This window comes from Planctomycetota bacterium, assembly GCA_038746835.1.
Taxonomy (GTDB): Bacteria; Planctomycetota; Phycisphaerae; order Tepidisphaerales; family Tepidisphaeraceae; genus JBCDKH01.
Genome location: JBCDKH010000002.1, coordinates 1 through 25,906, shown reverse-complemented (window position 1 = coordinate 25,906; position 25,906 = coordinate 1). Strand labels below are relative to the sequence as shown.

The following is a 25,906-nucleotide window of genomic DNA, read 5'->3' as shown; positions in this document are numbered from 1 at the left end:
CTCGCGGAGGCGACGGTCTACGGTCCCGCATGAGCGATTCGGCCGTCCTTCGAGCCCGCCTGCGCAATGCTCTGATGGCGGAGCGGGCGTTCGGGGTCGAGGCGTTGCCGATCGACCCGGCGATCCTGCGAAAGCCTCGCTCGCAGCCGAAGCCGCGACCTCCGACGCCAGCAGCTACGCCGACGCCCGCCGCCGCGCCTGCGAAACCCGCTCCGCGGGCCAAGCCCGTCGCTCCCGCCACCGACCTTTTCGGCAACCCTGTGAAAGCCTCGACGTCAGCTGCCGAGACCACTTACACGCCGTTCACGGACCCGCCGCTGCCGAGGCAGAAGCGGATCGAGCTTCTGGTCAAACTCGACGACGACGAGGTCCGCGGCTGCACGAAGTGTGCGCTCAGCGAGAATCGCACGCACACCGTGTTCGGCGAGGGCGATCCCGAGGCAAATCTCATGTTCGTCGGCGAAGGCCCGGGTGAGAACGAAGATCTCTCGGGCAGGCCCTTCGTCGGCAGGGCGGGTCAGAAGCTCGACGAGATGATCAAGGCGATGGGCTTCGGCCGGGCCGACGTCTACATCGCCAACGTCGTCAAGTGCCGTCCGCCGGGCAACCGGACGCCCGTTGCCGGCGAGATCGCCGCTTGCACGCCGTACCTGCATCGCCAGCTCGAACTCATCCGCCCGAAGGTCATCGTCACGCTCGGCCTGCCCGCGACGAAGCACATCCTGGGCGTGCAGCAATCGATGGGGAAGCTCCGTGGACGATGGCACACATTTCGAGGGATCGACGTGATGCCGACGTATCACCCGGCCTATTTGCTCCGCAGCTACACGCCTGCGAATCGTCGCGCGGTGTGGGAAGACTTGCAGCAAGTCGTGGAGCGTCTGGGCAAATCGGGATGAGCCTCGTCGTCGTCCAGGCGATGGATGCGCAACGGTAACATTTTGCCGCGACTGAAAGTTCGCCGGTCCGTTGTCGGCATGCGGGCTTGATCGGGTTGTGCCGGAAGGAGCAGCAGCATCCGGGTTGATGCAGCGCTCGACTGCACTATCTTCAGCCCCTGCGGCACTCGCCGCGAGACGCGACGCCGGTGGCCATCGGCGTTGTTGAGAGGGACCCGGTTCGGGACCCGACAGGAGAGCGCCGCATGGCGCATAGCTGGGCGTTTTCCGGTGTTTTTCGCACCGGTCGGCGTTGACGTCTCGTCTCTTCGAGCCGCACTGCCAGACGCTCGAAACATGGCACCGCCGACCGGCCATCGGCGACGGGCGACGACAAGGACTGTCGACGCACGAGCCGACACGACATCCAACCAAGGCGCTTTGCGAGCCACTCGATGACCGCATTACCTGCCAGCCCCAACCCCGGAAACTTCGACCCCGCCAACGTCGGCGGACCCTTACCCCCGAGGCTGGACCCGGCCGTCTGGAACCGAATCCTCAACCACGTCCGGCTCACCAATCCGACGCTCAACCGAACCTGGTTCGAACAGCTCGTCGCACGACAGCTCGACAACGGCGTCATCCACGTCACCTGCCAAAGCGTCGGCCAGCTCGACTTTCTCACCGGCCCGTGCCAGCAGGCGTTCAACGCGGCCGTCCAGGCCGTCACGAACCGGCTCAACGTCGTCCTGTTCCACTGCCCCAAGGTCCGGGCAGGCGGCTTCATCGACGGCTTTGGCGGATATCTCGGCCAGGCCAGTGACGGGCAGGGCGTCTCCCTGACGCCCGACTACGTCTTCGAGCAGTTCATCACCGGCCCAGACAATCGCCTCGCCCACGCAGCGTCAGTGGCCGTCGCGGATCAGCCCGGACGGGCGTACAACCCGCTCTTCCTCCACGGCGGTGTCGGGCTCGGCAAGACGCACCTGCTTCAGGCGATCTGTCAGCGGCTTCTCGACAAGCGACCGGATCTCAAGATCCTCTACCTGTCGTGCGACGCGTTCATCAACCAGTTCATGAACGCCGTCGAGTCAGGTGACATGAACAACTTCCGCTTCCGCTATCGGTCGGCGGATGTGCTGGTCATCGACGACATCCACTTCCTCAAGGGGCGTGAGCGGACGCAGGAAGAGTTCTTCCACACGTTCAACACGCTGTACCAGCAGCAGAAGCAGATCGTCCTCTCCGCCGACGCGCCGCCCGGGGAAGTTCCGGAGCTCGAAGAGCGCCTCGTCAGCCGATTCAACTGGGGCCTGGTCGCGCCGCTGGAGAAGCCTTGCTTCGAGACACGCGTCGCGATCCTCCGCAGCAAGGCCCGTCTGCGTGGCCTGACGATCGAAGACGAGGTGCTCGACTACGTCGCGTCGCACGTCGAAGCCAACACGCGGGAACTCGAAGGCGTCCTGACCAAACTCCAGGGCCTGAGCCAACTGCCCGGCAAGGACGACGCCGTCGATGCCAACGGCCGAGTCGACGCCAAGCCGATCACGCTCGATCTGGCCAAGTCGGCTCTGGGCGAGGCGACGTCGCCCGTGCGGTCCAAGCGACTCACGATCGACGCGATCATGGAGGCCGTGTGCGAGTACTTCGGCGTGAAGGTCGGCGACCTGCAGGGCAAGCGTCGCCCGCGCAGCATCGTCCTGCCCAGGCAGCTGAGCATGTATCTGGCGCGCAAGAACACGAACTTCAGCCTCGAAGAAATCGGCGGCCACTTCGGCGGGCGCGACCACACGACCGTCCTGCACGCGGTCCGCACGATCACGAATCTGCTCGACACCGACGAAGAGTTCGCCGGCCAGCTCAAAGCCGTCCAGGCGAAGCTCGAAACGGCGTGAGCCGTTCTCACGCGGGTGGCTCGCTGCGAGGCGGGCCGACTTCCCGCCGGGTTGCGCCCGACAGCACGGCAGCCGTGCGTTTGAGCAGCCACTTCGCCTCGCCCGCCACCGTGGACGGAAGGCCGACGAGGTTCGGATTGCCCAACAACAAACGGTCGACGAGTCGTCCCGTCGGCGTGAGCGGATCGGTCCAGCCGTCCAGCTCACCCTCAGCAACACCAAGCGCCTCCGGGTAGTCGCGGGCGACGTACTTCAGCGGTGCGACGTCCATGCTGAGGGCCGATCGGTGCTCACGCCACGGCTTTTCGCCCTGGGCATGCACGAACGGCGGCAGACCGCGGAAGAGGTTGGCCAGCCGCTCGTTCGCCGGGTAGCCGCGCGACTCGTAGCACTGGGCGATGTCGCGTCCGCGTCGGACCCAGCGGAGGTGGATGTGTGCAAACTCCTTCGAGCCGAGCAAGCCGGTGAGGATGTCCTGCCCGCCGACCATGTGCAGCGGCCGGGTGCGCCAGTCCTGTTTCTGCACCGACTGATACTCGGGCAGCGACGTCAGTCGCATCCACTCGGCGAGCAGCGGCTTGTGGGTCTTGGTCAGCCGGAGGATGCACGAGTTGACGGTGCAATTCAGGCGACGGGCCTCCTGGTAGCCCCACTGCCGGGTGCGGACCTTCGTTCCGGGCTGCCGGGCGAGGCGATACTCCTCGGCCACGACGAAATCGTCCGGCGACCCTTCAAACACGACCGGCGGCATCGGCTTGTGCAGCACGATGTCGCTGTCGATCCAGAGAAACGTCTCGTCCGGCTGCTCGTCGACGAGTCGGCCCAGGACGTCGGGCTTGACGTTCCACGTTGACAGCTCGCTCGCCAGATCGTTCCGCAGCGTCGCGTCGGTGTGCTCGGCCAGCCAGGCCGACTCGACGTCGGTGACGTTCGGCAGGATGACCACCGGCCGAAGGTCTGGATGATGCCGGCGGAGACTCAGCAGCAGCAGCTTGACGCCCACCATGTCGGACGGACGCGTCTCGTAGATGACGGGAACGACGTGCATGGCGGGCGTGCTAGCCGGCACGACGGAGCTTCTTGCCGACGGCCGCGGGTCCGTGGCTCAGAACACGCTTGGCCACACGCGACGCCCAGCCGGCGCGGAAGGCGTACAGCTCGCCCGTGCTGAAGTAGTCGCTCTCCGCGAGAAAGCTCGCCCATCGCCCACGCAACTTGCCAGTGACAGCATCCGTCCAGGGCTTGCTGTGGCCGGTGTAGTGGTAGACGCCCGGCTCAGAGAGCAGGCGGCTCGTGTCGCGAATCAACTGCTGCGTGTACGGATGATCCGGCAGCTTCTCGGGCCGACGCAGCGTGTTCTCCTGCACGTTGTACGACGGGGCGAGCTGCTTCCACTTGCCCTGGAGTGCGATGTTCAGGCCATCCTGGTTGACGAAGAAGGTGTCGTCGCGGACGTCGTGAAGGGCTTTGAAGACCTGATCGGGCAGGTCGTCTTGGCGCCACGATTCCATGTCGAAGACGAGGAAGCCGCCGTTGAAGTAGGGCGCGTCGCCGTCGCGTTCGAGGCGGTCGAGGACCTCCTGCTTGGGCAGTGTGTGACGCAGCGTCGGGTAGCGGTAGTCCTGGACGGCCAGGAGCGCGTTGCCGTCAAGCGGCATCGTCGCCAACGTGCCGAGGTCCCTGCAGCAGAGCATGTCGACGTCGACGAAGACGGCCCGTTTGACGTCGGCTGGCAGGAGGTGCGGAATCAGGATCCGCGAGTACGTCGCCTTGCTGATCTTCCCCTTGCCCTTGAGATGGTCGCCTTCGGGCAGCTGCGGTTTGAGCCAGACGCAACCGTCCGCGACGCGCGGAGCGGCGATGCGTTCGATCCGCTCGCGGTTCTCCGGGCTGATGCCGTCGTCGAGAATGAAGACGCGTGCCGGCATGCCGGGCTGCAGGTGCTTGAGCACGCTGTAGAGCATGACGCCCAGGCCGATGGAGAACCGGTCGTCGCACCCGAGGACCAGGTCGAACGAGTCGGCAACGGAATGGTCGGTCGAGTCGGTCATGCGGCGGCGGTGGGCGACTGACGCCAGGGCTTGATCAGGTTGATCGGCTTGAGCAGGCGATGCTTCGTGCGGAGCTTGCGCTGCTGCCGGGCCTCGGCATCGTCGAGGAAGTCGGCGGCGAGCAGCGCTTCGTGGAAGGCGGGGCGGAACGGATTGCGCAGGTCCTGCCCGTTCCACGGCTTGGCCTTGCCGGTGAAATGCGCGATCGCCGGGTTTTCGGCAGCAGCGACGAGATCGTCGAGCAGGCGACGCCCGCTGGTAAGATGCGCCGGGGGTCGGCGAAGGCTGTAGAGCTGCAGGTTCCAGCGGGCGTCCAGGACGTGCAGGTCACCTTTCAGGAGCAGGTTGAGCGCGTCCTGGTCGACCATGTTCAGGTAGTCCTTGTGCTCGTCGAAAACGGCCAAGGCTCGCTCGGTGACGTTCCGCTCTCGCCACTTCTGCGGGCGCACGAGCAGGACGCCGGTGTTGACGTATGGCTCGTCGCCGACGAAACCTGCCGCGCTCCGTTTCGGGTTGCCGTTGTCGGCGAGGCCCATCGTCGGGAACAGGTAGTCGAGCGCTGCCGCACAGACCGCGTCGCCGGTGTCGAGCTCGAAGATCGGCGACAGGTCATCCAGCACGACCAGGTCGCTGTCGAGGTACAGGATCCGATCGATCTCCGGATCGATGAGTTCCGCGATGAGCAGGCGGAACAGGTGCGACTGCTTCTTGCCAGGGAGCTCCCGGTCGACGACGTGCCAGTGCAACGTCGCGCCGTACGTGCGGCACCGTCCATCGAAGTAGTCGCGCACCTCGTCGCCGACTTCGGGGCTGGCCAGCAAGTGCAGATGGACGCGGTCCTCGTGACGCGACAGCAGCGACTGCACTGCCGCGGCGGCACCAATGAGGTAGCCCACGTCACAGCCGAAGGCGACGTGCAGGGCGTCGGCTTGTGTGGTCGAGGCGGTCATGTCGCGGGCGTCGGAACGAGCCGGGGCGGATCGGACGCCGCAGAAGATGCGCTCTGAACGCTCGTCTTCCAAGTCGCAACCACGGGTGGCAGCGCGCCGAGCATCGCGAGGACGAAGTACCAACCCATCCACACCTGCCCGAAGTACGCAACGCCGAAGTGATTCACGGCGTGCATCCACAGTGCAACACCCAACGCCCAGGCGAGATATTCGTGCCGGCGATCCGTCGCGCCGCGCCAGAGTCGGCCGACGCGTCCAAAGGCGAAGCCGATGAGCGTGAGGAACAGCAACAGCTGCAGAAGCCCGCCGCTGAGACCCTGCACGATGTACATGTTGGTGACGTCTTGCGTGAAGTGGCCCCAGTGGGCACTACCGACGCGGGTTCCGATGAGCCACCACTCGTGCCAGTGCGTGATCGCCCCGTCGACCAGGGCGTATCGGTGCCATGAGCTGCCACCGGCGACGACGCTGACCCGCGAGATGAGGTGCCACACCGGCGCGTTCATCACGATGTGAAGCGCGACGAGACCGCCGTAGATCGACCAGCGAATCCACGCCGCATGGTGACGGAACCACCACATTCCAAAGGCCGGAACGCCCGCCAGCACCGCCAGCACCGGCGTCGACGACGCGCACGCGACGACCACGACCAGACACGCCAAGCTGCCAATGACCGTCGTCGTCCGCGACGATCCGCCGACCCACCACTGCACCGCAATCAACGGCAGGGCACTGGCAGCAAAACAACCGGCCAGAATCGGGTGCGAGAACGCGCCCTGACACCGCAAGCGATCGTTGCGAATCATCGTCATCTCCGGCACGCCGCCGAAGATGGAAAAGGCGTTGAATCGCGTCAGCCACTCCGCGATGAAGAACGGCGCCATCACGATCAGTGCCAGCGTGAGACCCTTGATGGCCGACAACGCATCGTCCCAGCTGCGGACCAGCAGTCGGAAGACGAAGTACATGCCGACCGCGTCGAACGTCTGACCAGCCCGGTAGACCGCTGAGCTCATCAAATCGCCTCCGCCGCCCGTCACAAGGCGAACCAGCGGAAAACTGAACGCGACCGCCGCCCAGAGGAGGACGATGATGTCGAGCCGGTTCCACTTGGGCCTGTGCCACGGCTCGAACGCCAACGCCCGAATCAGCCCGCACATGACCATGAGCCGCAGGAACGTGAAGTCGGCACCAAAGATGACGACACGCTGCGCGCTCGCGACGAAGCAGACGATCGCGATGACTGGCCAGAGCACGTAGCGCCGGTCAACCAGCAGCATCGACACGCCCGCCACCACGACCGCCGCCAACCCGAGCGGGTGGAGCGTCGTCATGTTCCGGATGGCTTCGGCGCCTTCTTCCATGATGGGTTTGTCGGTCGAGGCACGGCTCAACGCTGGCGAACGACCCTCCGGAGCAACGGCAGCGGCAGGGCGGCCAGAACGAACGGGCGGTAGTACAGCGGGTCGCGCGGCTGGAGTCGAATGCACCGCAGCGCCGTCCGAATCGCCGCAATCGATCGACCGGCGAAGCGGAGTTGCCGGACGCTGGCGGTGAAGTGATTGGCGAGGTTGTTATCCCGCCGGCGATTGCTCAGCTTCTTCTCGTCGAGCTCGACGACCGGGATTTCCTCCGTCGCGACCAGGCCACGACGGATGGCAGCGCGTCGGGCGACATCGTGCTGCAGGCCGACGCGTTTGACGACGTTGGACCGCGTCGCCGATCCGCTGCGGACGCGGTAGCCGTAGAGCACGTCGGGCACGACGCGAATCGGCCACTGCTCGCCGAGTCGCAGGATGAAGTCGTAGCCCTGGCCGACCTGGAGCTCCGGATCGAACCGCAGCCGCTTGGCCAGGTCCATGCGGACCATCAACGTCGGGTCGTGACTTGGCATGCGATAGTGCTCGACGTCGCGGGCGCAACGCGCTTCGTCCTTGGCTTCAGAGAGCGGAGCGACGGCCGGCCCGTCGTTCAGGATTAGCTCGAACCCGCTCATCACGCCCCCGACATCCGGATGACGGCGAACCTCTTCGACGAGACGTGCGAGCCGTTCCGGGTGAGCGATGTCGTCGGAGTCGAGGATGCAGAGGAAGTCGCCGTCCGCCTCGTCGAGCACGCGGTTGAGCGCTGCCGACTTGCCGGCGTTCTCCTGGCGAATGACGCGAAGCCGCGGGTCGGAGAGCTGCTGCATCGCCTCGTCGACGGAGCCGTCCGTCCCCCCGTCGTCGACGACCACGACGCTGAATCGGTGGTAGGTCTGCTCCAACGCGCTGCGTATCGCGGGCACGAGGTAGGGCCCGGCGTTGTAGGCCGCGATGGCGACGACGACGTGTGGCGACGCGACCGTGCTCAAGCCGCGGCCCTCCTGCGCGTTAGTCGGCGAACAACCTTCGCGGGAAGACTCGCAGCGGTCATGAGGACCTTCTTGTTCGTCAGGAAGAACGTCTCGATCAGAATCCTCAGGTCCGTGAGCGGGCCGATCTTCTTCGCATATTCGAGGTCGAAGCGAATCCACTCCTGGAAGTCGAGCCCTTCCTCGCGGGTGCGACGGATCTGCCAGAGACCCGTGATGCCAGGTCGCACCGAGAGGCGAGCGTCACGCCAGACCGGACAGCACCGGTTCTCCTCTGCGGGGCTTGGCCTTGGTCCGACGAACGACATCTCGCCGAGCAGCACGTTGAACAGCTGCGGCCACTCGTCGGCGTCGATGGCCCGGAGGAACCGGCCGACACGCGTCAGCCGCGGGTCGAAAGCCATGTGGAACTGCGGGCCGTCCGACTCGTTCTCTTCCTGAATCCGCTGCTTGATGGCGTCGGCGTCCTTGCACATCGTCCGGAACTTGTGGCACCAGAACGGCTTGCCATCCAGGCCCTGGCGGCGATGGCTGAAGAAGAAGGGCGAGCCGTCGTCCAGCCAGATCGCCAGCATGATCAGCGGGTAGAACGGCAGCGTGATCGCGAGCCCGATCACCGCGCCGACTGCGTCGATGCACCGCTTCACATAGTGGTAGATCGAGCGACGCTTGCGATTGAACGACGCGTTGAGCGGGCCCGCGACGCGTCGTCGCGGACGATCCCGCATCGGAAGCGGTGGCTTTCCGTGCCACTCGGGCAGATCCCACAGCACGATCGGCCCGATGAGCACGTTCTCCGACGCGACCGAGTGCCCGCGGCCCAGCCAAATCTGGTGATACACGCTCGACCGCGGATCGATCCGTGCGTCGCTGGGTGCGAACAGGTTCTCACGCACCTCGACGAGATTCGCGACGAGTTCTGACGGTTCGACGCCGCGAAGCATCAGCTCCCGGACGAACTGATCGGCCTCGCTGTGGTTCGTCGCGTCGAATCGCCTGCCCTTCGCGGTGATTCGGGCAATGCCCTGCGTTCTGGCGCGGCGACTCAGAACACGCCAGACCGAGCTGCCTTCGGCCGACTGCGCCCACGTCTGGGCAAGCCTCTGGCTCGACGTGATCGCGACGCGTCCGGAAGCAAAGCGTGTGTGCCGATAGAGGCGACGTACGTGCGCGACGCCTTCGGCATCGAACCGGAGCATGTCTGCCGGGCCGTCCTCTTCCGAGACCTCGTCGAGCACGACCGCGGCCAGCGTGGCACTACCGCGGAGTCGCCGAACGAAGTCGGGATCGAACAAGACCAGTGCGTCGTCGGGCAGAAGGAGGTAGTCACGTGCCTTGGGCACCTCGCTGCCGCGTCGAATGACGGCGACGCGGCTCGTCTGCCAGAGCAAGTCGTGCAGTTCGACGACGGTCCAGCCCCAAAGCCGTCTCGGAAGTCGGCCGTTACCGGAATTGGAACTGCCGTTGAGCCCGTCGCTTGCAAGGACGCGCTCGAACCCGTCGATGTCCCTGGCATCGAAGCCGATGCCGGCGCTCGAGTCGCCAATCGGATCGCCGTCGAGGATGCTCTGTTCGAGCGACTTGGCCCGGCCCCGCTTGTTCACGGGCTGGCCGGTCTGCGGCTCACGATCGAGCCGTCGTCGCGCTGGTGCGGGAGGTTGTCGCGGCGTGGAGTCCTCCATGGACGCATGGCGGCTAGGACGGGTCAGTCGCGGAGAACGGAGTCGAAGGCAACGAGTCGCTGGTTACGCGGCAGGCGGGGTCGAACGCCGCTCGTGTGGACCGCATCGCGGCGAGACGCACGATTGAAAATCACGCCCGCGACACGGCTGCCGATCTGACGAAGCTCGGCGGCGGCACGTTGGACGATGTCCGACCGATCGCCGCGTGCCGTGCAGAGGACGGTCAGGTCGCACTGCTGCGCGAACAGCGGGGCTTCGGTCGCGCCCATGAGCGGGCCTGTGTCGACGATCACAACCTTGAACAGCGAGCGGGCCTCTTCGATCAGCCGCGCAACGGCCTCGGCCGACGCGTCGGCGGGGCGGTGCTCGTCGCCGCCGGAGAGCACCCAGACGCCCGGCACACGCGACTCGTAGATGCACGACCGGAGCTCCGCGTCGCCACGCAGCACGTCATAGATCGACATGTCAGGCGTCACCTCGGCGGTCGCGACCTCGGCGGTTGCCTGCTGGTTTTCGACGACGTTCAACCGGTTGGTCATGCCCCGGCCGGCGAGGTCGCCGTCGATGATGAGGACCTCTTGCCTGCTGGAAGCAAAGCTACAGGCCAGGCCGAACGAGACGCTGGTTTTGCCGCTGCCGATCTCACCGCCCGTGACGCAGACGGTCTGCGCGCCGTGCCGCTGCATCTCGATCTGCAGCCGACCGCGGGCACGGTGGATCGCCTCTGCGGCACCGGCGTCGGCTCCGCCCGAGCCCAAGTGCGGCTGTGTCCCGAGCATCGGCAGCGGCTCGACGAGTTCGGCCACGTGACCCGGACCGTCGACACGCCGACGCAGTGCCGAGAAGCCCAGGACCATCATGAAGCCAAGCCCGGCGCCGACAACGCCTCCGGCAGCGCCGGACTTGAGCCGTGTGTCCGATTCAACTCTGGCCGAACGTGCCGGCGAGAGGATTTCGAGCCGTTCTGACGAGGAGGGCTCGCGTTCGAGCTTGGCGTAGGCCCGGGCCAACTCGTCGGCTTCGGCAGACAGCGTGTCCAAGCGGGCACGGTCTGGCTCGGCCGCATCACGACGCGTGCGGAGGTCGGCAACGCGAGCCGTCGCCGCGGACGCGAGTTGCTCGACATGTTCGAGCTGCGACTCCAGAGCCGGCAAATAGGCCTCGGGCCCGACCATGGCCGCGAGCCGGCGAGCCTCGGCGACGGGACCCGTGCCTGTCGAGGTCTCCGGATTGTCCCGGACCGCGGTGGTCTCCTGCGATTCCGCCAATCCGTCTTCCTGCGCGGCTGCGCGGCGAAGCACGTCGAGCTGACCGCTCAGGCGCACGACCGTCGGATGCTGGTCGCCGAACGACGACTGCGCGTCGAGCAGCTCGAGCCGCTTGGCGGCGATCCGACGGGCCAGGTCGGAGGCAACGTCGGTCGTATCCAACAGCTCGGCCTCGGTCGGCTGCGGCATCGCCGAGGCGGCGACGATGGCGAGCTCGAGGTTGCGGCGCTGGCTTTCCAAGCTCGCTGACGCGGCAAGCGCGTTGCTCCAGACGTCGTCGCTCAGGGCACCGTCGTAGCTGTACGTCTGGCTGATCGAATCGCGCAAGCTGGCGATCTCCTCGCGAAGCTTGGACTCGCGATCGGCCAGCATGCCCAGGCGTGTCTCGCGTTCTTCGGCGGCGGAATCGCGGTAGCTGTCCGAAAACGTCGCTATCACCGCGTTGACCCGCGCGACTGCCTCGGCCCGATCGGAGGCGGAAGACTCGACCTCGATCATCTCGCTCCGCTTGCCGCGGCCGACGACGAGGCTCTCGCGCAGTTGCGCCTTGTCCGTTGCGAAACCGTCTTCTTCAAGCCGGCCGGCCGCATCGCGCATGATGTCATCTGCACGAATCTCCTCGCGCAGCACCGTCATGGTGGCTTCGTACGACGGCATCTGGCCGTTGCCTTCGATGTCGCTGACAAGCCGCGGCAGGTACGCCTTGACGCGAAGGATGCCCGCGGACGAGTACGTCCGCGTTCCCATCGAGTAGCCGAGTGCTGCAAAGCCACCGCCGAGCACCAAAGCCGCCAGAATCACGAGCAGATACCGACCCGACAGCAAGCGGTGGACGATCTGCAACGGCGACATCGGCGCACGAGGCCCCGATTCGGACGGCCTCTGCATTCGCGACGGACCGAGGGCCGTGGATTCCGCATCGTCCGTCGACGAGTGGCCTGATGGCGATGGAACAGGGAGCGTTTGCACTTGAATGGAATCCGTTTGGGTTATGAACGCTGGAGCTGCGACTGTCAATCGGAGGTCTCAGATCGCGTCAGCGTCATGGGCTGGATGAACTGGCCTGTTGGTGCGACGCCAAGTCAAAACGATGATTCAGCGCTGATCAGACGTGCGTGCGGTGGAGGATGGTTTCACCCGGACGAACCACCGCGTGTCGTCCGATTACGCTGCGGACAACCGTGCAGCGGGCAGGCAGCTTCGCGCCCTTCAGGACGATGGAGTCCAGCAGTCGAACCGACGCAGGCACCGACGTCTGGCCTTCGATGAAACCGAATCGCGGTGCACCTTCGGCCCGGTCTTCCGTGTCCGTCGCATGCGCCGCAGCGAGATTGAGATACGCGTCGAGCGATCGAATCGGCTGCAGGAGCGGCCGCTGGACATTGATGACGGCTAGACCGCCATCAGCCGAGACGCGCGAGACGTGCTGTTCGGCAAAGTCGACATAACCCCGACTCGGCACACTTTCGAGGGTGCGACGCCGGATGAGCCACGTGCCCGTCAGCACGCCGTCCGCATGCAGCAGCACGACGTCTTTGTTGCGCTTGGGCTCGTCGAGCGTCGCGATGATCGCGGCCGAGTGTGCGAGCGGGGCGTGCCGGCCGAGGGAAACCAAAAGCCAATCAGACGGATCACCTTCGTCAACGTGGGCATCGCGGAGCAGGCCCGCGGTGCCGCGATACGAGGAGCGGTCTGGCACGAGCCGAAGTCGGCCCGAGACTTCCGGGCTGGTCTTGCTCAGCGGCGGGGCGACGTGTGGAGCGAGAACGTCAATCGCCCGGGATTCAGGAAGGCCGATGGTGTCGGCGAACTCGACCCACAGGTCGCTGATCCGCTTCGTCGGCGAGATGGGCAAGGTCAGGATTGGCCGCTCGAGCAAGCCACACAGCGGATGCGGTTTGCTGCCGCCGCGAAGGAGTGACAGGCCGCGAATCCAAGAGACGCTGCCGAACGTGCCGATTGATGTTGCCCAGGAGCGGGACTGCTCGTCGCGCGCAGGCAAAAGGTCGACGTCCGCGAGACGGCCGAGCGAGACGGTCGAGGCTTGTTCTTGAGGTGCGCTCATGAGTGTGGCTTTGCGACTGGCGGCGACCGACCAACGTCTCGATGCCACTCAGTCGCCACTCTGTCAAGTCACCGCGGCCACCTTGGCTGGCGAACGCGACACCTTCTCGGGCGCTCGACGCACGAGCTTCCGTGCCGCACGAATCGGCTTCAGCGTCGCCGGCACGATTCGGTCAACAAGCTTCGATGTCGTCCCGCCAGACGAACCCACAACGCTGCCGGCGTCCGCCGGTGCGTCGACGAACGACTCGAGCGCGTCGAGCAGCTCTGGCTGGGCCTCGCCTGCAACGCCGATCGCTTCGTGCGACGCTTCGAGCAGCTCGGCCATCTTGGACTTCAGGCTCGCTTCGTCGTGACAGACGTGCACTCCCGGCAGATCCGCAAGGCGTCCGACGGTGTCGCGCTGGTGCTCGTTGCGATGTTCGCCAAGCGACGCCTTCCGCGGCATGACGATGATCTGCTTGCCCGCCTGGAGCGTCGAGATGATCGAGCCCATGCCCGCGTGGGCGACAACGAAGTCCGCCTCATCGACGAGCCGGCGGCACTCGTCGGAGCTGACGAACGGAGCATGGTCGATGCGACTCGGACTGCTAGCGGCCGGGCCGATCTGTGCGAAAACGCCGTCGAGATCACGTTCCTGGGCGAACTCATCCACGGCCGTGATCAGACGATCGAACGCGACCTGGGTTCCGACCGTGACGAAGATGCGGCAGGGATTGCTGGCGTCGAGGCTCATATCACCCGCCCCTCGAATGACGGCCCATCCGCACCAGCAAGGTGCGGCCACTGCGTGAGCCAGAGGGATGCGTGCCTGCCGATATTCGCTCCGGAGTTGGACAGCTTCTCAGCGTTCGCGATGCTGTCGACCCAAATCGTGCGGGCACCGAACAGCTGGCCGAGACGAAGTGCGAAAAAGCCGGGGGCCGCGCCAGTCGTCACAATCACTTCAGGCCGCAACCGCGCAACAAGCATGGCGATGCATGCAAGCGACCAGACGAGCTTGAGCTTGTTCCAACGACTCGAATCGGGCACGAGCTCGAACCGCGCGTTGCCGCAATCGGCAGCGCACCAATCACGCGTCGATGCGAAGACGACGTCGTGCCGCGCGAAGGCCGGCATCAGGCGAAGCAGTTGGACCCAGTGTCCGCCGGCCGAGGCGATCGCTAGCACGCGACGTCGCTGCCATTGATCGAGCTGTGACTCGGGCCCCTGCACGTTGTCCAACCGGTCCATTTCTGAGTGATCTCTGCCCTTAGCCATACCAAATCCCCTTCAAAGGTGATCGCTCCACCGCACACAACCGAGCTAGCCCCGCCGCTCCGGACACTCCTCATCCACGGAGCAGCAGCTGCAAAATAGTGTCAGGCTCCCCCTGACGCAACGCATTTTGTCACTTCACCGGCTCAATGTCGCGTTTTCAGCTGAAATTCTGACCGGCGAACGACAATTTCCCTCCAGGTCGCATAGGCCGGAGCAGATGCCTTTCGGATGGGCACGAGAACCGCGTGTGCCACCATGCGCGTCATGGCCCAAGCGATCAGCGCGCGTGTTCCGAAGAACGCCGACGCAGGCGACCAGTGCTTCTTGATTAACTGCGCTTTGGCGCGGAACAGCCGGATCATTTTGTCAGACCTGACCGCTTCCGACGCGCCGCCGTGGTGGATGATTTCGCTGTCCGGACAGACAATCGACGGCACTCCTGCTGAAGAAGCGCGCAGGCACAAGTCGGTGTCTTCTCCATACATCACGAAGCGCTCATCGAAGCCGCCAAGTTTTTCCCATAAGCGTCGCTCGATGAGGAGCAGACATCCTGTGATCGCATCGACCTCGCGTACCGAATCACGCTTCCACGAACCGAGCCCCTCGGGGTTGAACAGTGCGCTGGTTCGGAACATCGACGAGAGGCCCGTCCCCTGGCAGAACAGACTCCAAGGCGTCGGCCGGCCGTGGCATGAGTTGCGGTTGAGCGAGCCATCGGCGAACAGCGTGCGTCCACCAACGACGAACGACTGACCATCCGCTCGCTTGGACTCGCCGAAAGCGACGATCGTCTGGACGGCGGTTCCCAGGACTTCGGTGTCCGGATTGAGTAGGAGAATCCACTCGCCGCGGGCCTCGCGAGCGAGCACGTTGTTGGCCTTGGCAAAACCCAGGTTGTCGTCTCGGCTCACGATCCGGGCTTGAGGAAACCGCTCCTCGATCGCCTCGAGCGAACCGTCCGACGAACCGTTGTCGGCCACCAACACCTCGGCCGTCAGTGCGTCGTCCCGTTCGAGACTCTCGTAGAGCGTCTCGAGACAACGCAGCGTCATCGCACGCGTGTTGTACGAGACGATCAGGATGCTCACGTCGACACCCGACGAGCTCGACGCTGCGTCTGACATGGGATCAAACAGGGGCGACATGAGAGGACGAAGACGGTTTTGCCGGAGGCTGCCGAGACGAGTCGTCTCGCTCCCAAGCCACGGCCTTGCCGGCCAGGTTGCGACGCCGGGCCTCGCGCTTCGCACGCATCATCACGTACGCATAGACGGCCAGCTTCGGAATGCGCCAAGGGCGCAACGCCTGTTTGAGGAGGCTCGTCCACTGACGTTGCTCGCCGGCCACTTCGTTGGTCTGAAGCTCCGGCATCAGGCGCGATAGTTCCAGATTCCCGAAGTGTGCCCGCGTCTTGATGCGGATCAGGCTCTCAAGATCCTTCGGCGGCGTGATGCGGTAACTCGTCGACGCCGACAACCAACGCTCGTCGAGCTTGAAGCTTCGCCGGATGAACGCGTCATCGGCAGTGAGGTCCGGGAACGACTCGAACCGTTGTCGGCCGGCCTCGCTGAGCATGTACGCCCCAGAACCGACGAGGTTGGTGCGAACGTAGGAAGCGCTCGTCCAGACGTCATAAAACGCATAGACCGACCATGATCGACCCCTCAGGTCGACGTCCATCGATGGACTGGCAACCAAACGGCCTGAAGTCTCGAGCTCTTCGGCCAGACGAAGCACATCGGCACCGAAGATCACGCAGTCGGCGTCCAGGTAGAGCCGTGGGAAGTGGGAGCACGCGGCATCGCCGAGGTTGAGGGCGTTGCTCTTGGACGGCACGTCCGTCTCGATGGCCTCGGCTCCCGCTCGACGAGCCACCTCGGCGGTGTCATCGGTGCACCCATTGGCAACGACGACGATTTGAAGATCGTCGCTGGACGAGTCTTGCCGCAGCGCGTCCAGACACCGCGGCAGCACCGATGCCTCGTTGTGTGCGGGGATGACGATCGAGACAGGCAAAGGATCTCTCAGGTGGCGAGGCTCGGCAACGGTTCGCCGGCCGGGGTGGTCTCAGGCTCAGCAATGCCAGGCATCCGACGGCGAAGACCGTCTTCATAGCCCGCTGCCAGCGACCTCCCGGCGGCTAGCCAGCTCAGGTCACTGGCCCGCTCCATACTGCGACACCGGAGACGGCGGAGCAAATCACCGTCCGTCGACAGCGCCGCGATCTGATCCGCCAACGTGTCGACATCGCCCGGCTCGTGCAGAAGCCCGTCGACATCGTGCTCGACGGGAGCTCCGGCCGCGGTCGAGGCGACGACAACACATCCGCTGGCTCGTGCTTCGTACGTGACCAACGCACTGCCTTCCTCGATCGATGGCAGCACGAAGACGTCGGCCCGCCGCATCTCTGAAGCGACGTCATTCGTGAACCCGATGCACTCCACGCCGTCATGGGAAAGGGCGGGACCAAGCTTCGCCGCGTACTCGTCATCAATCGCGCCAGCGACGCGGAACGTGCCGGTGCCGTGCCGGGCGTCGGCGGTGCGATGCCACGCGTCGAGGGCGAAGTGAAGACCCTTTCTCGCATCGGCCTTGCCAGCAAACAGCATCGTCAGCGGCCTCTCGGGGCGTTCTTTCATCTGGTCGGGATCGACCAAGAACGTCTCCAGATCGCAGCCGTAGCGCGTGCGAATCAGCCGGTCATCGGCGTAGCCGCGGTCGCGAAACGAGTCCGCGACGGCCTCGGAAGGACACAGCAGGAAGTCGCTCGCGTCGTACTCGGCGACTTCACGGCGTTGACGATCATCCGTTGCCGGCGGCGGTCCGTCCGCGAGGCCGAGTCGGACGTTCTCACGGTGAACGACCTCGAAGCCGTGGACGACATGCGTGTTGGGGCGTTCGTAGAACGTCGGTACGCCAGCATCTCTGGCCGCATCGATGAGCTTCATCGACCCGCGAGGCCAGCAGTGGACCACGTCGAAGAGAGCGTCGCCGTGAAGCTTGCGAAACACCGACGCGGCTCGGGCACCGTGTGCTCGCAGCATCCGCTCGACGCCGAATCGTCCCAGCGGCACGCGCATGCCGGCGATGGTGAGCGTCTCGACCGTCTGAGCGCCGGGGACGCGACGCTCACAGCTTGGCGTCGCGATGACGACGTCGTGGCCGAGCTCGACGAGTGCGTTGGCCTGCTGCCAGCCGGTGTTGCCGATGCCGTTCAGACCGAGCCGGAACGGGAAGTTGAAGAAGACGCGGCGGGTCACGGGTTCCGATGGATTCGACGGGACCTTGGTCGCACGCTCCACCGCCAGCGCCGGCCGCCGGAGCTCAGCAGGACCGTTGACGGCGACGCAGCCCGAGCAAGCCGGCACCGACCAGGCCGATCGTTGCTGCCGCCGGCTCGGGGATCACGTTCGAGGCGAGCACCTGAGCCTGCCACTTGTCCGCGACGACGTTGTAGAGCGCAGCGTTCGGGTGCAGGCCGTCCCAGTTGGTCGGGGTCGCGTCGTTGTACGCATCCGTGTTTGCCGTCGTCACGGGATCCTGCAGCAATCGGTAATCCTCGCCCGGCACGCTGACCGACGGCACCCGCGGGTCGGCCAGCACTTCGCCGGCAAGATCGAAGATCGTGATCGCGCTCGACGCCAGTGTGTCACCACGGGCGGCATTGAGCCGCGTGATGATGTCGCCGGTCATGAGCCATTGATTCCACTCGTGGATTCGTTCCGACAGCGAATCGACGTCGCCGTCGTTGTCCCAGTCGCCGGAGTTGAAATCGTTGTTGCCGCGGTTGCCGCCGCTGATGCCCGTGCCGTTGGCGCTGAGCGGCAGAATGGTGCCGATCATGATCTGCGTCGACGGGCTGTCGGCCGAGATCTTGTCGAGGTAGCTGTCCAACGCCGTCTCGAAGTCACCCTGAGCCTGGGTGAGTCCGGCGCTGTTGGTCTTGGCGATGAGATCGTTCACGCCAATCAGCATTAGGATCAGGTCGGGCGTCTGAGGGCTCAGGTCCGGGTTTCGGAACGAATCCTCGACCGAGTCGTTCAGCGAGGCCGCGCCCTGGTTCGTGTTGACGAATCGCCGACTGCTCAGGCCGTTGTGGAACGCCTTGTCGGCTGGCGCGCTGCCGACCATGCCTTCTTCAAGTCCGCCGACGAAGCGGAACGTGTCGTCGCTGCTCGGGTTGCCGTTGAGCTTCTCGTACAGCGGGAATCGCCAGGCAACCTCGTCGATGCTGCCAGGCGCGAAGCCCTCGGTGATCGAGTCACCGGTCGTGTTGATCACGATCTCAGCGGCCGACGACGATGTCGCCGGGCCGAGGAGTCCGACGAACGAACCCAGCCCCGCACAGAGGCCGAGTCCGACGAAGCGGTTCAGAACGGAAGTCTTACGATTTGCGGGCAACATCAGTTTTTCTCCAAACCTGCATGCATTGGTCCCGTCGAGGCACACTGGCAGCCAGCCAAATGCCTGCGGTGCGGCGGTAAGAACCTACTTCCAAGGCATTTGCGAAGCAAGAGAATTTGCTTGAGCCTCGCCGAGGTTGAACAACGTCCAACGGCCGACGTTTCTTGAGATCGGCTTTGCTCGGAAGAGCTTGCATCGCTCATCATCACGTAACAGAATCCCGCCGGCCGCACGCGGGCGGGCCGACATCCGTGACTGCACCCGCTACCACCCTCACGAGCGACATAACCGCGCCTGCCAAGGCGCGACGGAGCAATCCGTTCTCGAACGAAGCCCTCCAAGGCGACCTGAAGAATCGGACCGTCCGCGGCGGGCTGATCACGTTTCTTTCGCAGATCGCTCGATTCGTTCTCAAGACCGGCTCGACTGCCGTCCTGGCTCGACTGCTCACGCCCGCAGACTTCGGGCTGATCGCGATGGTGACGGTCGTCACCGGCTTCGTCGAGCTCTTCAAAGACGCCGGCCTGTCCATGGCGACGGTCCAGCGCAAGGAGATCAATCACCGGCAGGTCTCCACGCTCTTTTGGATCAACGTCGGCCTGTCCATCGTTGTCGCAGGCGTGGTGGCCGGGCTGGCTCCGGTCGTGGCGTGGTGGTACGGCGAGCCGCGGCTCACGCTCATCACGCTCGCACTCGCGGCCACGCTGATCTTCGGCGGACTCTGCGTGCAGCACCGCGCTCTGCTGCGACGGAGCATGGAGTACGGCCGACTCGCCCGCGTCGAGATCCTGAGCCTGACGATCAGCTTGGCCGTCGGCATCGTGGCTGGATGGTTCGGGCTGGGACCGTGGGCACTGGTGCTGATGCTCGCTGCAGGTGGGGCGGCGACCTTTGTGCTGAGCTTCATCGAGAGCGGCTGGATCCCCGGGCGGCCGGGCGGGCTGGGCGAGGTTCGCGAGATGCTCGGCTTTGGCGGAAATCTGGTCGGCTTCAGCTTCGTCAACTACGCCGGCCGCAACGCGGACAACCTCATCATCGGAACCAGTCTCGGGGCAGGGTCGCTAGGCCTCTATTCCAAGGCATACGGCCTGCTGATGCTGCCGCTCAAGCAGATCAACGCACCGCTGGCCGCCGCGATGATTCCGGCGCTGTCGCGGCTCCAGGACGATCCCGAGACGTTCCGGCGCTACTACCTGCGGGCGATCACCGCGATCGCCTATGTCACGGTTCCGATGACGGCGATGCTGGCCTGCTTCAGCCACGAGATCGTCCGGCTCGTGCTCGGCCCAGACTGGCTCGAAGCGGCCGACATCTTCCTGGTGCTCGCAATTGCCGCCGTGTTCCAGCCAGTGCTCAGCACGGTCGGCTGGGTCTGCACCGCAGTCGGCCAGACGGGACGGATGCTTCGATGGTCCTTCGTCAACGTGCCGTGCATCATCGCTGCCTTTCTGACTGGCGTGCAATACGGCACGATCGGTGTGGCCACCGCGTACGCCATCGCGGTCAACGTGCTGATCGTTCCCACCTTTATCTACTGCCTGCGTGGCTCACCGGTCGCTGTCGGCAGCGTGCTCCGATGCCTTTTGGGTCCGAGCCTGATTGGTGCCGTCGCGCTGCTCATCGGTGCGAGCTTCCGCGGCGGCTTGTCGGACATCGGCGACAACACGATTGCGTCGGTCGTTGCCGCCGGTGCCGCGACGTTCGCCGCCGGTGCGGTCGCCTGGCTCGTTCGCCCGATCCGCCGCGATCTGCTGGCCAGCCTCGCGACCGTGAAGGAAGCGAAGAAGTCGAAGCGGAAACCAGTTCCCTCAACAACGGAAGCGAGCGATGAACCCTCGAACCCGTAGCCTGCTTCCGTCCGCGCTTCGCTCATGGCTGCTCCGCCGCTCGCTGATGAAGCGACACGGCCTTGCCCACGTGCCGTACGACGTTCGCGGGATCATTCAGAACGCCCGCTTCGGCAGGGCCTGCCGGGTCGGAAGAGACGTGTTGCTCCGACATGTGACGATGGGCGACTACAGCTACGTCGAGGCCGGCTGTCGCATTACGGGAACTCGAATTGGCAAATACTGTTCAATCGCGCCAAACGTTACAATCGGATTAGCCTCTCATCCGCTCGGAAAGGCCGCCAGCACGCATCCGAGGTTTTTCAGAGATGCTCCTGAGTTCGGATACGACCTCACCAATCGCGAGCTGCACACCGAATACAACGAGACGACCATCGGGCACGACGTTTGGGTCGGCGCAAACGCTGTCATCAAAGACGGCGTCACCGTCGGCAACGGGGCCGTCATCGGCGCGGGGGCAGTCGTCGTTCGAGATGTCGGGCCGTACGCCATCGTGGGCGGTGTACCGGCGAAAGTGATACGCCAGCGTTTCGACGACAGCACCGTCGAACGGCTTCAACACCTGGCTTGGTGGGACCAGGACGATGAGTGGCTCCGGCGACACCTCGACAAGATGCTTGACGTCACGCAGCTGATCGAACTGTCCGATGCAGCATCAGCGGCGTCTTTGGACCATCAGGCATGAACTACCGCAGCATCGCCGACATGACACGTGACCTGTCGGGGTTCGTTGGCAAGCTGCCGACGGACATTGACGTCGTGGTCGGCGTGCCCCGCAGCGGCATGCTCGCGGCCAGCATTCTGGCTCTGCTGCTGAATCGACGCCTGACCGATCTTGAGGGACTCTTCGAAGATCGGCTCATCAGCAGCGGCAGACGTGCGGTCAGTCGTTCAGATCAGACGATTAAAAAGGTCCTCATCGTCGAAGACAGCGTCAGCGTCGGCGAGTCGATCAAACGCGTCCGACAACGCATCGACGATGCGAATCTGCCGTACGTCGTCGAGTACCTGGCGGTCTACGTGACGCCCGGTCACCACGACTTGGTCGATTACTCGGTCGCCGAAGTCGGCCCACCGAGGGTGTTCGAGTGGAACGTGATGCACCACGAGTACCTCGGCAGGGCGTGCGTCGACATCGACGGCGTGCTGTGCGTCGATCCGACGCGCGAGCAAAACGACGACGGCGAGCGATACCTCAATTTTTTGCGGACGGCGGCACCGCTGCGACTGCCTTCGCTCGAAATCGGGTGGCTCGTTACAAGCCGCCTGGAGAAGTACCGCGAACCGACCGAGCAGTGGCTCCGCGATCACGGCGTGGCCTATCGAGAACTGCGCATGATGCCCGCCGCTACGCCGGCGGAGCGATTCCGAATCGGACACGCGACCTTCAAAGCCAAGACGTACATGGAGACGGATTCACTCCTGTTTTTGGAGAGTGAGCCGGCCCAGGCGAGCGAGATTGCCCGCTTGAGCGGAAAAGCAGTTCTGTGCATCGAAACGATGCGATTGGCCGACCGGGATGCACCGCAGCCAGCATCTTATCGCGCCCGTTCACTGCACCACAAGGTGAAGCGTCGCCTGAAGAAATGGCTGCGATGACCCCGTGTGACACCTTGTGACAGCAAAGGTGAGCAGAAAGCGTTAAATCGTTGACGGCCAACGGTTTTACTTTTTCTGCCTTATTCGTATTTTTCGATAAAAGGGCGCTGTATCCAGGCCGATGCAGAAGTAATGTGCGGCCCAACCACCGCTCCTCCCGTGCGACCCGCACGGTTCGCAGAAGCCCCTCGTCCAGCAACCACTCGACGAACAACCCCACTGCGGTCACGCCAAGACCGTGCCAACCGAACCCACTGCGGCGATGTCAACTTCGCGCAACTCGCAGTGGCGGCCCAGCCGTGACGAGATCAGCTCGTCCCGGCACGACTGCTTGCGGAACGAACAGACTCGAAGGCGGGGCATCGCCCCAAACACACGCGGCGTCGGGAGGACCACTGTGGCTCCGATAACACTCGTTCTTTCCTGCTTTCTCCAAGTCGCCTCGCTTTCCATCTCTGTGAATCAGACGGACCGCTGTCCCGAAATCGGAGACCCCATGCACACCAGCAAGAACATCTCTCAAACCAAAGACCGACCCGCGGCGTCGCCGCGCCCGACGGCCTCCCGGCAGCAGGACACGTCGCACGTGAGCTTTTCACTCGACACGCTCGAGAGCCGCAGAATGCTCTCGGCCTCGGTGGCGAACATCGAGGGCTTGGTCGTCGTCGACCCGACCACTGGTCGCGAGATCGGCCAGCTCGTCGATGGCGGACACATCAACGTGTCCAATCTCCCGCAGGGCAGCTTCGCCATCCGCGCTGATGCCAATGGGGCGACCTCGCAGATTCACTTCGACCTGAATGGCGAGTTCCGAAGGACCGAATACTCCGAGCCGTACGCACTGCTCGGCGATCAGGGCTTCAGCTCGTACAACGCGTGGAGCCACGGATTCGGCCAGCACACGCTGCGTGTCGTGCCGATCAGCGGCGAATTCGGACGTGGCCAGGGCGTCGAGGTCACCTTTGTCGTCAGCGATCGACCTCCGGTTGGCGTCTCGCCTGACCCAGCTACGCCGGATGTCTTCATCGATCGCGTGCTTCTGATTGACGTCGAGTCGGGCGAGACGATCTCCGAGATCACCGACGGCTCGGTGGTCGACCTGGGCGGCCGAGACATCAGTGCCGTTGCGATCGTCGTCGAGTCCCAGTCGGCCGACTCCGTGGACTTCGACCTGAACGAGGGCGAGTTGGTCCGCACCGAAAGCTATCGGCCTTACGCACTCTTCGGCGACCGAGGCCTGCAGAGCCTGACTGGCTGGTCGTTGGGCGAGGCAGTCGGCGCGCACACGCTCGACCTCACACCGAAGTCGAATCGTGGAGCCGGACAGACAATCCGCATCGCGTTCGAGATCACCGACGCCAGAACACCCAACGGCCCGGCGATCATCGTCGATGACAAGTTCGACCGCGAAGACACACCCTTTGGTGGCGTCGGTGACGGCTGGATCGACGTCAACGGCGGTGCGTACCGCGTCGTTGATGGGCAGCTCTACGCAGTCACTGAGGGCGATAACCAGCACATCAGTCGCCTGCTGTTGCGTCGCGACCTCGTCCGCGACGTCAGCGGCCAGTTCCGCGTCGCGGCCGGGAACGATTCAAGCATGACGACCGCCGCGGCGATCCGCTACCAGATGGATACCGGCGAGATGTACCTCATCTCGTTCCGCAGCAGAGACGGCCGAGTCGAGCTGTACCGCACCGACGCCGATGGCGAGAACCACCTCATCGCCAACCGCAGCGGCGCAATCGCCGGCTACAGCACCGGCAAGAGCTACGACGTCAGCTTCGACGTTTACTCCGTCGGCAGCGAAACGCACTTCAACGTCGTGGTGACGGAAGTCGGTGCCCCACAGAACACCGTCACCGTGATGGCCGTCGACGATACCGAGGCACTACAGAACGAAGGCCGACTCGGCATGACCGTTTACGGCTGGGCACACCAGGAAGCCGACGGTGCGGTCGACATGGTCCGGTTCGGCGGGCTTCGGACGCAAGTGAGCGATCCGACAAGTCCGGACCCGACCAACCCGGATCCGGAACCGCCGGTGGCCCCGCCGCCGTCGAATCCGGCTCCGCCGCCAGCTCCGCCACCACCACCACCACCAGCCACGCCTCCTCCGCCACCCGGACAGAACGACGGCTTCCCCTCGGCGTCGACCACAGGCAGCCGAATCCCTGAGAGCGAGCTCACCGTCGTCAATGGCGACTTCGAGGTTCGCGACGAAGGCGCCAACATCAGCGGCCTGCTCATCCTGGGCGACCTCGTGATCCGAGCCGACAACGTCACCGTCAGCGACGTCATCATCCGCGGCGGCGGCGTCGACTTCCGCGGCAAGCCCGAGGGCTTCCGCATGACCGACTCCGAGGTCGACGGCACGGGCAGCGGCCGGGGCATTTCGATCAACGCCAAGACTGGCGATCGCGCTGTCTTCGAACGCCTCAACGTCCACCACACGTTCGACCTGTTCCGCGCTTACGAGCCGGGCATTGAGGTTCGCGACAGCTGGCTGCACCACTGGGGCACCGGCAACAGCGGCAACCACGCCGACGCCTTCCAGATGCCCACCACCACGCTCGATCCGGGCGAGAAGGTCATCTTCCACGGCAACCACTTCAACGACGGCCGGAACCTCACGCCCGGCTGGGCCGGCGGGGCGATGGGCATCAACTCCGTCCGCGCAGGCTTCGAGATCACCAACAACAAGATGGTCGGTGCCGGCTTCTTCCTCTACTTCCACGGTGACGGCTACGTCTTCTCCGGGAACACCCTCGAAGGCCAGCAGCACGGCGAGTACCGCGTCTTCAACAACTCGGTCCCCGGCTTCTGGAAGGACAACATCGGTAACGACGGCGGACCACTCCTCTTCGAGTGATCTCGCTTCGCGATTGAAATCCGACCGCTTCCACGATGGCCAAGTCACTCAGGTGACTTGGCCGTTTCGCTCGGTCATCGTCTCGGTCTGAAGTTGGACCATCAGCTGATAGCGCCCGCTGGCCGCGAGCAACTCTTCGTGCGTGCCGACCTCGGCCAGCTCGCCGTTGACGAGCACGACAATCAGGTCGGCATTGCGGATGGTCGAGAGCCGGTGGGCGATCACGAAGCTCGTCCGGTCCCGCATCAGGTCGGCCAGGCTCTGCTGGATCAGCCGTTCGCTCTCGGCGTCGAGATTGCTCGTCGCCTCGTCGAGGATCAGGATCTTCGGATCCGCCAAGATGGCCCGGGCGATGGTGATGCGCTGCCGCTGTCCGCCCGAAAGCTTGACGCCACGCTCGCCGATGAGGGCTTCGTAGCCGCCTTCGAGCTTCTCGATGAACTGATCGGCATTGGCCAACTGAGCCGCCCGACGGACGTCCGCGGGCGTCGCATCACGCCGGCCGAAGGCGATGTTCTGGGCGATCGTGCCGTCGAAGAGGAACGTGTCCTGCTCGACGATGCCGAGCAGCGAGCGGTAGTCGTCGACGTCGTAGTCGCGGATGTCGGTGCCGTCGAGCAGGATGCGCCCGCTCGTCGGATCGAAGAAACGTGCGATCAGGTTGCACAGCGTCGTCTTGCCCGCACCACTCGGGCCGACGAGCGCGACGGTGGTGCCGGGCGGCACGTCGAGCGAGACGCCGGACAACACCGGCTCGCCGAGGTGCACTTCGTCGTCGCCGAG

Annotated in this window: 21 protein-coding genes; 6 read left to right on the top strand and 15 right to left on the bottom strand. The window is 64.9% G+C overall.

Annotated elements, in window-relative coordinates; genetic code table 11:
* Positions 1-29 precede the first annotated feature (29 nt).
* Together AAGI46_00505 and dnaA are read left to right on the top strand one after the other, a co-directional pair.
* Positions 30-899 (top strand): uracil-DNA glycosylase, encoded by an 870-nt coding sequence (locus tag AAGI46_00505; protein ID MEM1010681.1) that lies wholly within the window; start codon positions 30-32, stop codon positions 897-899.
* 434 nt (positions 900-1,333) lie between these two features.
* Entirely contained in the window at positions 1,334-2,773 is a 1,440-nt protein-coding gene (gene dnaA, locus AAGI46_00500; GenBank protein MEM1010680.1) for a chromosomal replication initiator protein DnaA, read from the top strand.
* A 7-nt stretch (positions 2,774-2,780) separates the two neighbouring features.
* On the opposite strand, the gene AAGI46_00495 is transcribed toward dnaA, so the two are convergent.
* The 14 genes from AAGI46_00495 to AAGI46_00430 form a co-directional block, all read right to left on the bottom strand.
* Positions 2,781-3,842 (bottom strand): hypothetical protein, encoded by a 1,062-nt coding sequence (locus AAGI46_00495; protein MEM1010679.1) that lies wholly within the window; start codon positions 3,840-3,842, stop codon positions 2,781-2,783.
* Positions 3,832-4,824 carry a glycosyltransferase family 8 protein gene (locus AAGI46_00490; GenBank protein MEM1010678.1) on the bottom strand — a complete coding sequence of 331 codons (993 nt, stop codon included), beginning with the start codon at positions 4,822-4,824 and terminating at the stop codon, positions 3,832-3,834. The genes AAGI46_00495 and AAGI46_00490 overlap by 11 nt, the downstream gene beginning before the upstream one ends.
* The gene (locus AAGI46_00485) at positions 4,821-5,774 is read right to left on the bottom strand and encodes a glycosyltransferase family 8 protein (protein ID MEM1010677.1); all 954 of its coding nucleotides are present in this window, start codon (positions 5,772-5,774) and stop codon (positions 4,821-4,823) included. Before AAGI46_00485 ends, AAGI46_00490 begins: the two co-directional genes overlap by 4 nt.
* Positions 5,771-7,138: a hypothetical protein gene (locus tag AAGI46_00480; protein MEM1010676.1), complete on the bottom strand. Its 1,368-nt coding sequence runs from the start codon at positions 7,136-7,138 to the stop codon at positions 5,771-5,773. The genes AAGI46_00485 and AAGI46_00480 overlap by 4 nt, the downstream gene beginning before the upstream one ends.
* Positions 7,139-7,164: 26 nt before the next feature.
* A complete protein-coding gene (locus AAGI46_00475; GenBank protein ID MEM1010675.1) occupies positions 7,165-8,127 on the bottom strand; it encodes a glycosyltransferase family A protein in 963 nt (320 codons plus the stop codon).
* Positions 8,124-9,809: a sugar transferase gene (locus tag AAGI46_00470; GenBank protein ID MEM1010674.1), complete on the bottom strand. Its 1,686-nt coding sequence runs from the start codon at positions 9,807-9,809 to the stop codon at positions 8,124-8,126. Before AAGI46_00470 ends, AAGI46_00475 begins: the two co-directional genes overlap by 4 nt.
* Before the next feature lie 23 nt (positions 9,810-9,832).
* Positions 9,833-11,929, bottom strand: coding sequence for an AAA family ATPase (locus AAGI46_00465; protein ID MEM1010673.1), 2,097 nt, complete (start codon positions 11,927-11,929; stop codon positions 9,833-9,835).
* A 253-nt stretch (positions 11,930-12,182) separates the two neighbouring features.
* Positions 12,183-13,142 (bottom strand): hypothetical protein, encoded by a 960-nt coding sequence (locus tag AAGI46_00460; GenBank protein MEM1010672.1) that lies wholly within the window; start codon positions 13,140-13,142, stop codon positions 12,183-12,185.
* A gap of 63 nt (positions 13,143-13,205) precedes the next feature.
* Entirely contained in the window at positions 13,206-13,877 is a 672-nt protein-coding gene (locus AAGI46_00455; GenBank protein ID MEM1010671.1) for a glycosyltransferase, read from the bottom strand.
* Complete coding sequence (locus tag AAGI46_00450) at positions 13,874-14,374, bottom strand: UDP-N-acetylglucosamine--LPS N-acetylglucosamine transferase (GenBank protein ID MEM1010670.1); 501 nt, start codon at positions 14,372-14,374, stop codon at positions 13,874-13,876. Before AAGI46_00450 ends, AAGI46_00455 begins: the two co-directional genes overlap by 4 nt.
* Positions 14,375-14,544: 170 nt before the next feature.
* The gene (locus AAGI46_00445; GenBank protein ID MEM1010669.1) at positions 14,545-15,525 is read right to left on the bottom strand and encodes a glycosyltransferase family 2 protein; all 981 of its coding nucleotides are present in this window, start codon (positions 15,523-15,525) and stop codon (positions 14,545-14,547) included.
* Positions 15,526-15,529: 4 nt separating this feature from the next.
* A complete protein-coding gene (locus AAGI46_00440) occupies positions 15,530-16,417 on the bottom strand; it encodes a glycosyltransferase family 2 protein (GenBank protein MEM1010668.1) in 888 nt (295 codons plus the stop codon).
* Positions 16,418-16,425: 8 nt separating this feature from the next.
* Positions 16,426-17,661, bottom strand: coding sequence for a glycosyltransferase family 4 protein (locus AAGI46_00435; protein ID MEM1010667.1), 1,236 nt, complete (start codon positions 17,659-17,661; stop codon positions 16,426-16,428).
* A 64-nt stretch (positions 17,662-17,725) separates the two neighbouring features.
* Positions 17,726-18,802, bottom strand: a complete 1,077-nt coding sequence (locus AAGI46_00430; GenBank protein ID MEM1010666.1) for an SGNH/GDSL hydrolase family protein — start codon at positions 18,800-18,802, stop codon at positions 17,726-17,728.
* Positions 18,803-19,056: 254 nt separating this feature from the next.
* Here AAGI46_00430 and AAGI46_00425 point away from each other — a divergent pair, with 254 nt between their 5' ends.
* From AAGI46_00425 to AAGI46_00410, 4 genes are all read left to right on the top strand, one after another.
* The gene (locus AAGI46_00425) at positions 19,057-20,652 is read left to right on the top strand and encodes a lipopolysaccharide biosynthesis protein (GenBank protein MEM1010665.1); all 1,596 of its coding nucleotides are present in this window, start codon (positions 19,057-19,059) and stop codon (positions 20,650-20,652) included.
* A 160-nt stretch (positions 20,653-20,812) separates the two neighbouring features.
* The gene (locus AAGI46_00420) at positions 20,813-21,337 is read left to right on the top strand and encodes a CatB-related O-acetyltransferase (protein MEM1010664.1); all 525 of its coding nucleotides are present in this window, start codon (positions 20,813-20,815) and stop codon (positions 21,335-21,337) included.
* Complete coding sequence (locus tag AAGI46_00415; GenBank protein ID MEM1010663.1) at positions 21,334-22,251, top strand: phosphoribosyltransferase; 918 nt, start codon at positions 21,334-21,336, stop codon at positions 22,249-22,251. Before AAGI46_00420 ends, AAGI46_00415 begins: the two co-directional genes overlap by 4 nt.
* Positions 22,252-22,747: 496 nt before the next feature.
* A complete protein-coding gene (locus AAGI46_00410; GenBank protein MEM1010662.1) occupies positions 22,748-25,123 on the top strand; it encodes a hypothetical protein in 2,376 nt (791 codons plus the stop codon).
* 48 nt (positions 25,124-25,171) lie between these two features.
* On the opposite strand, the gene AAGI46_00405 is transcribed toward AAGI46_00410, so the two are convergent.
* The coding region (locus tag AAGI46_00405) for an ATP-binding cassette domain-containing protein (GenBank protein ID MEM1010661.1) at positions 25,172-25,906 on the bottom strand (735 nt) is incomplete at its 5' end.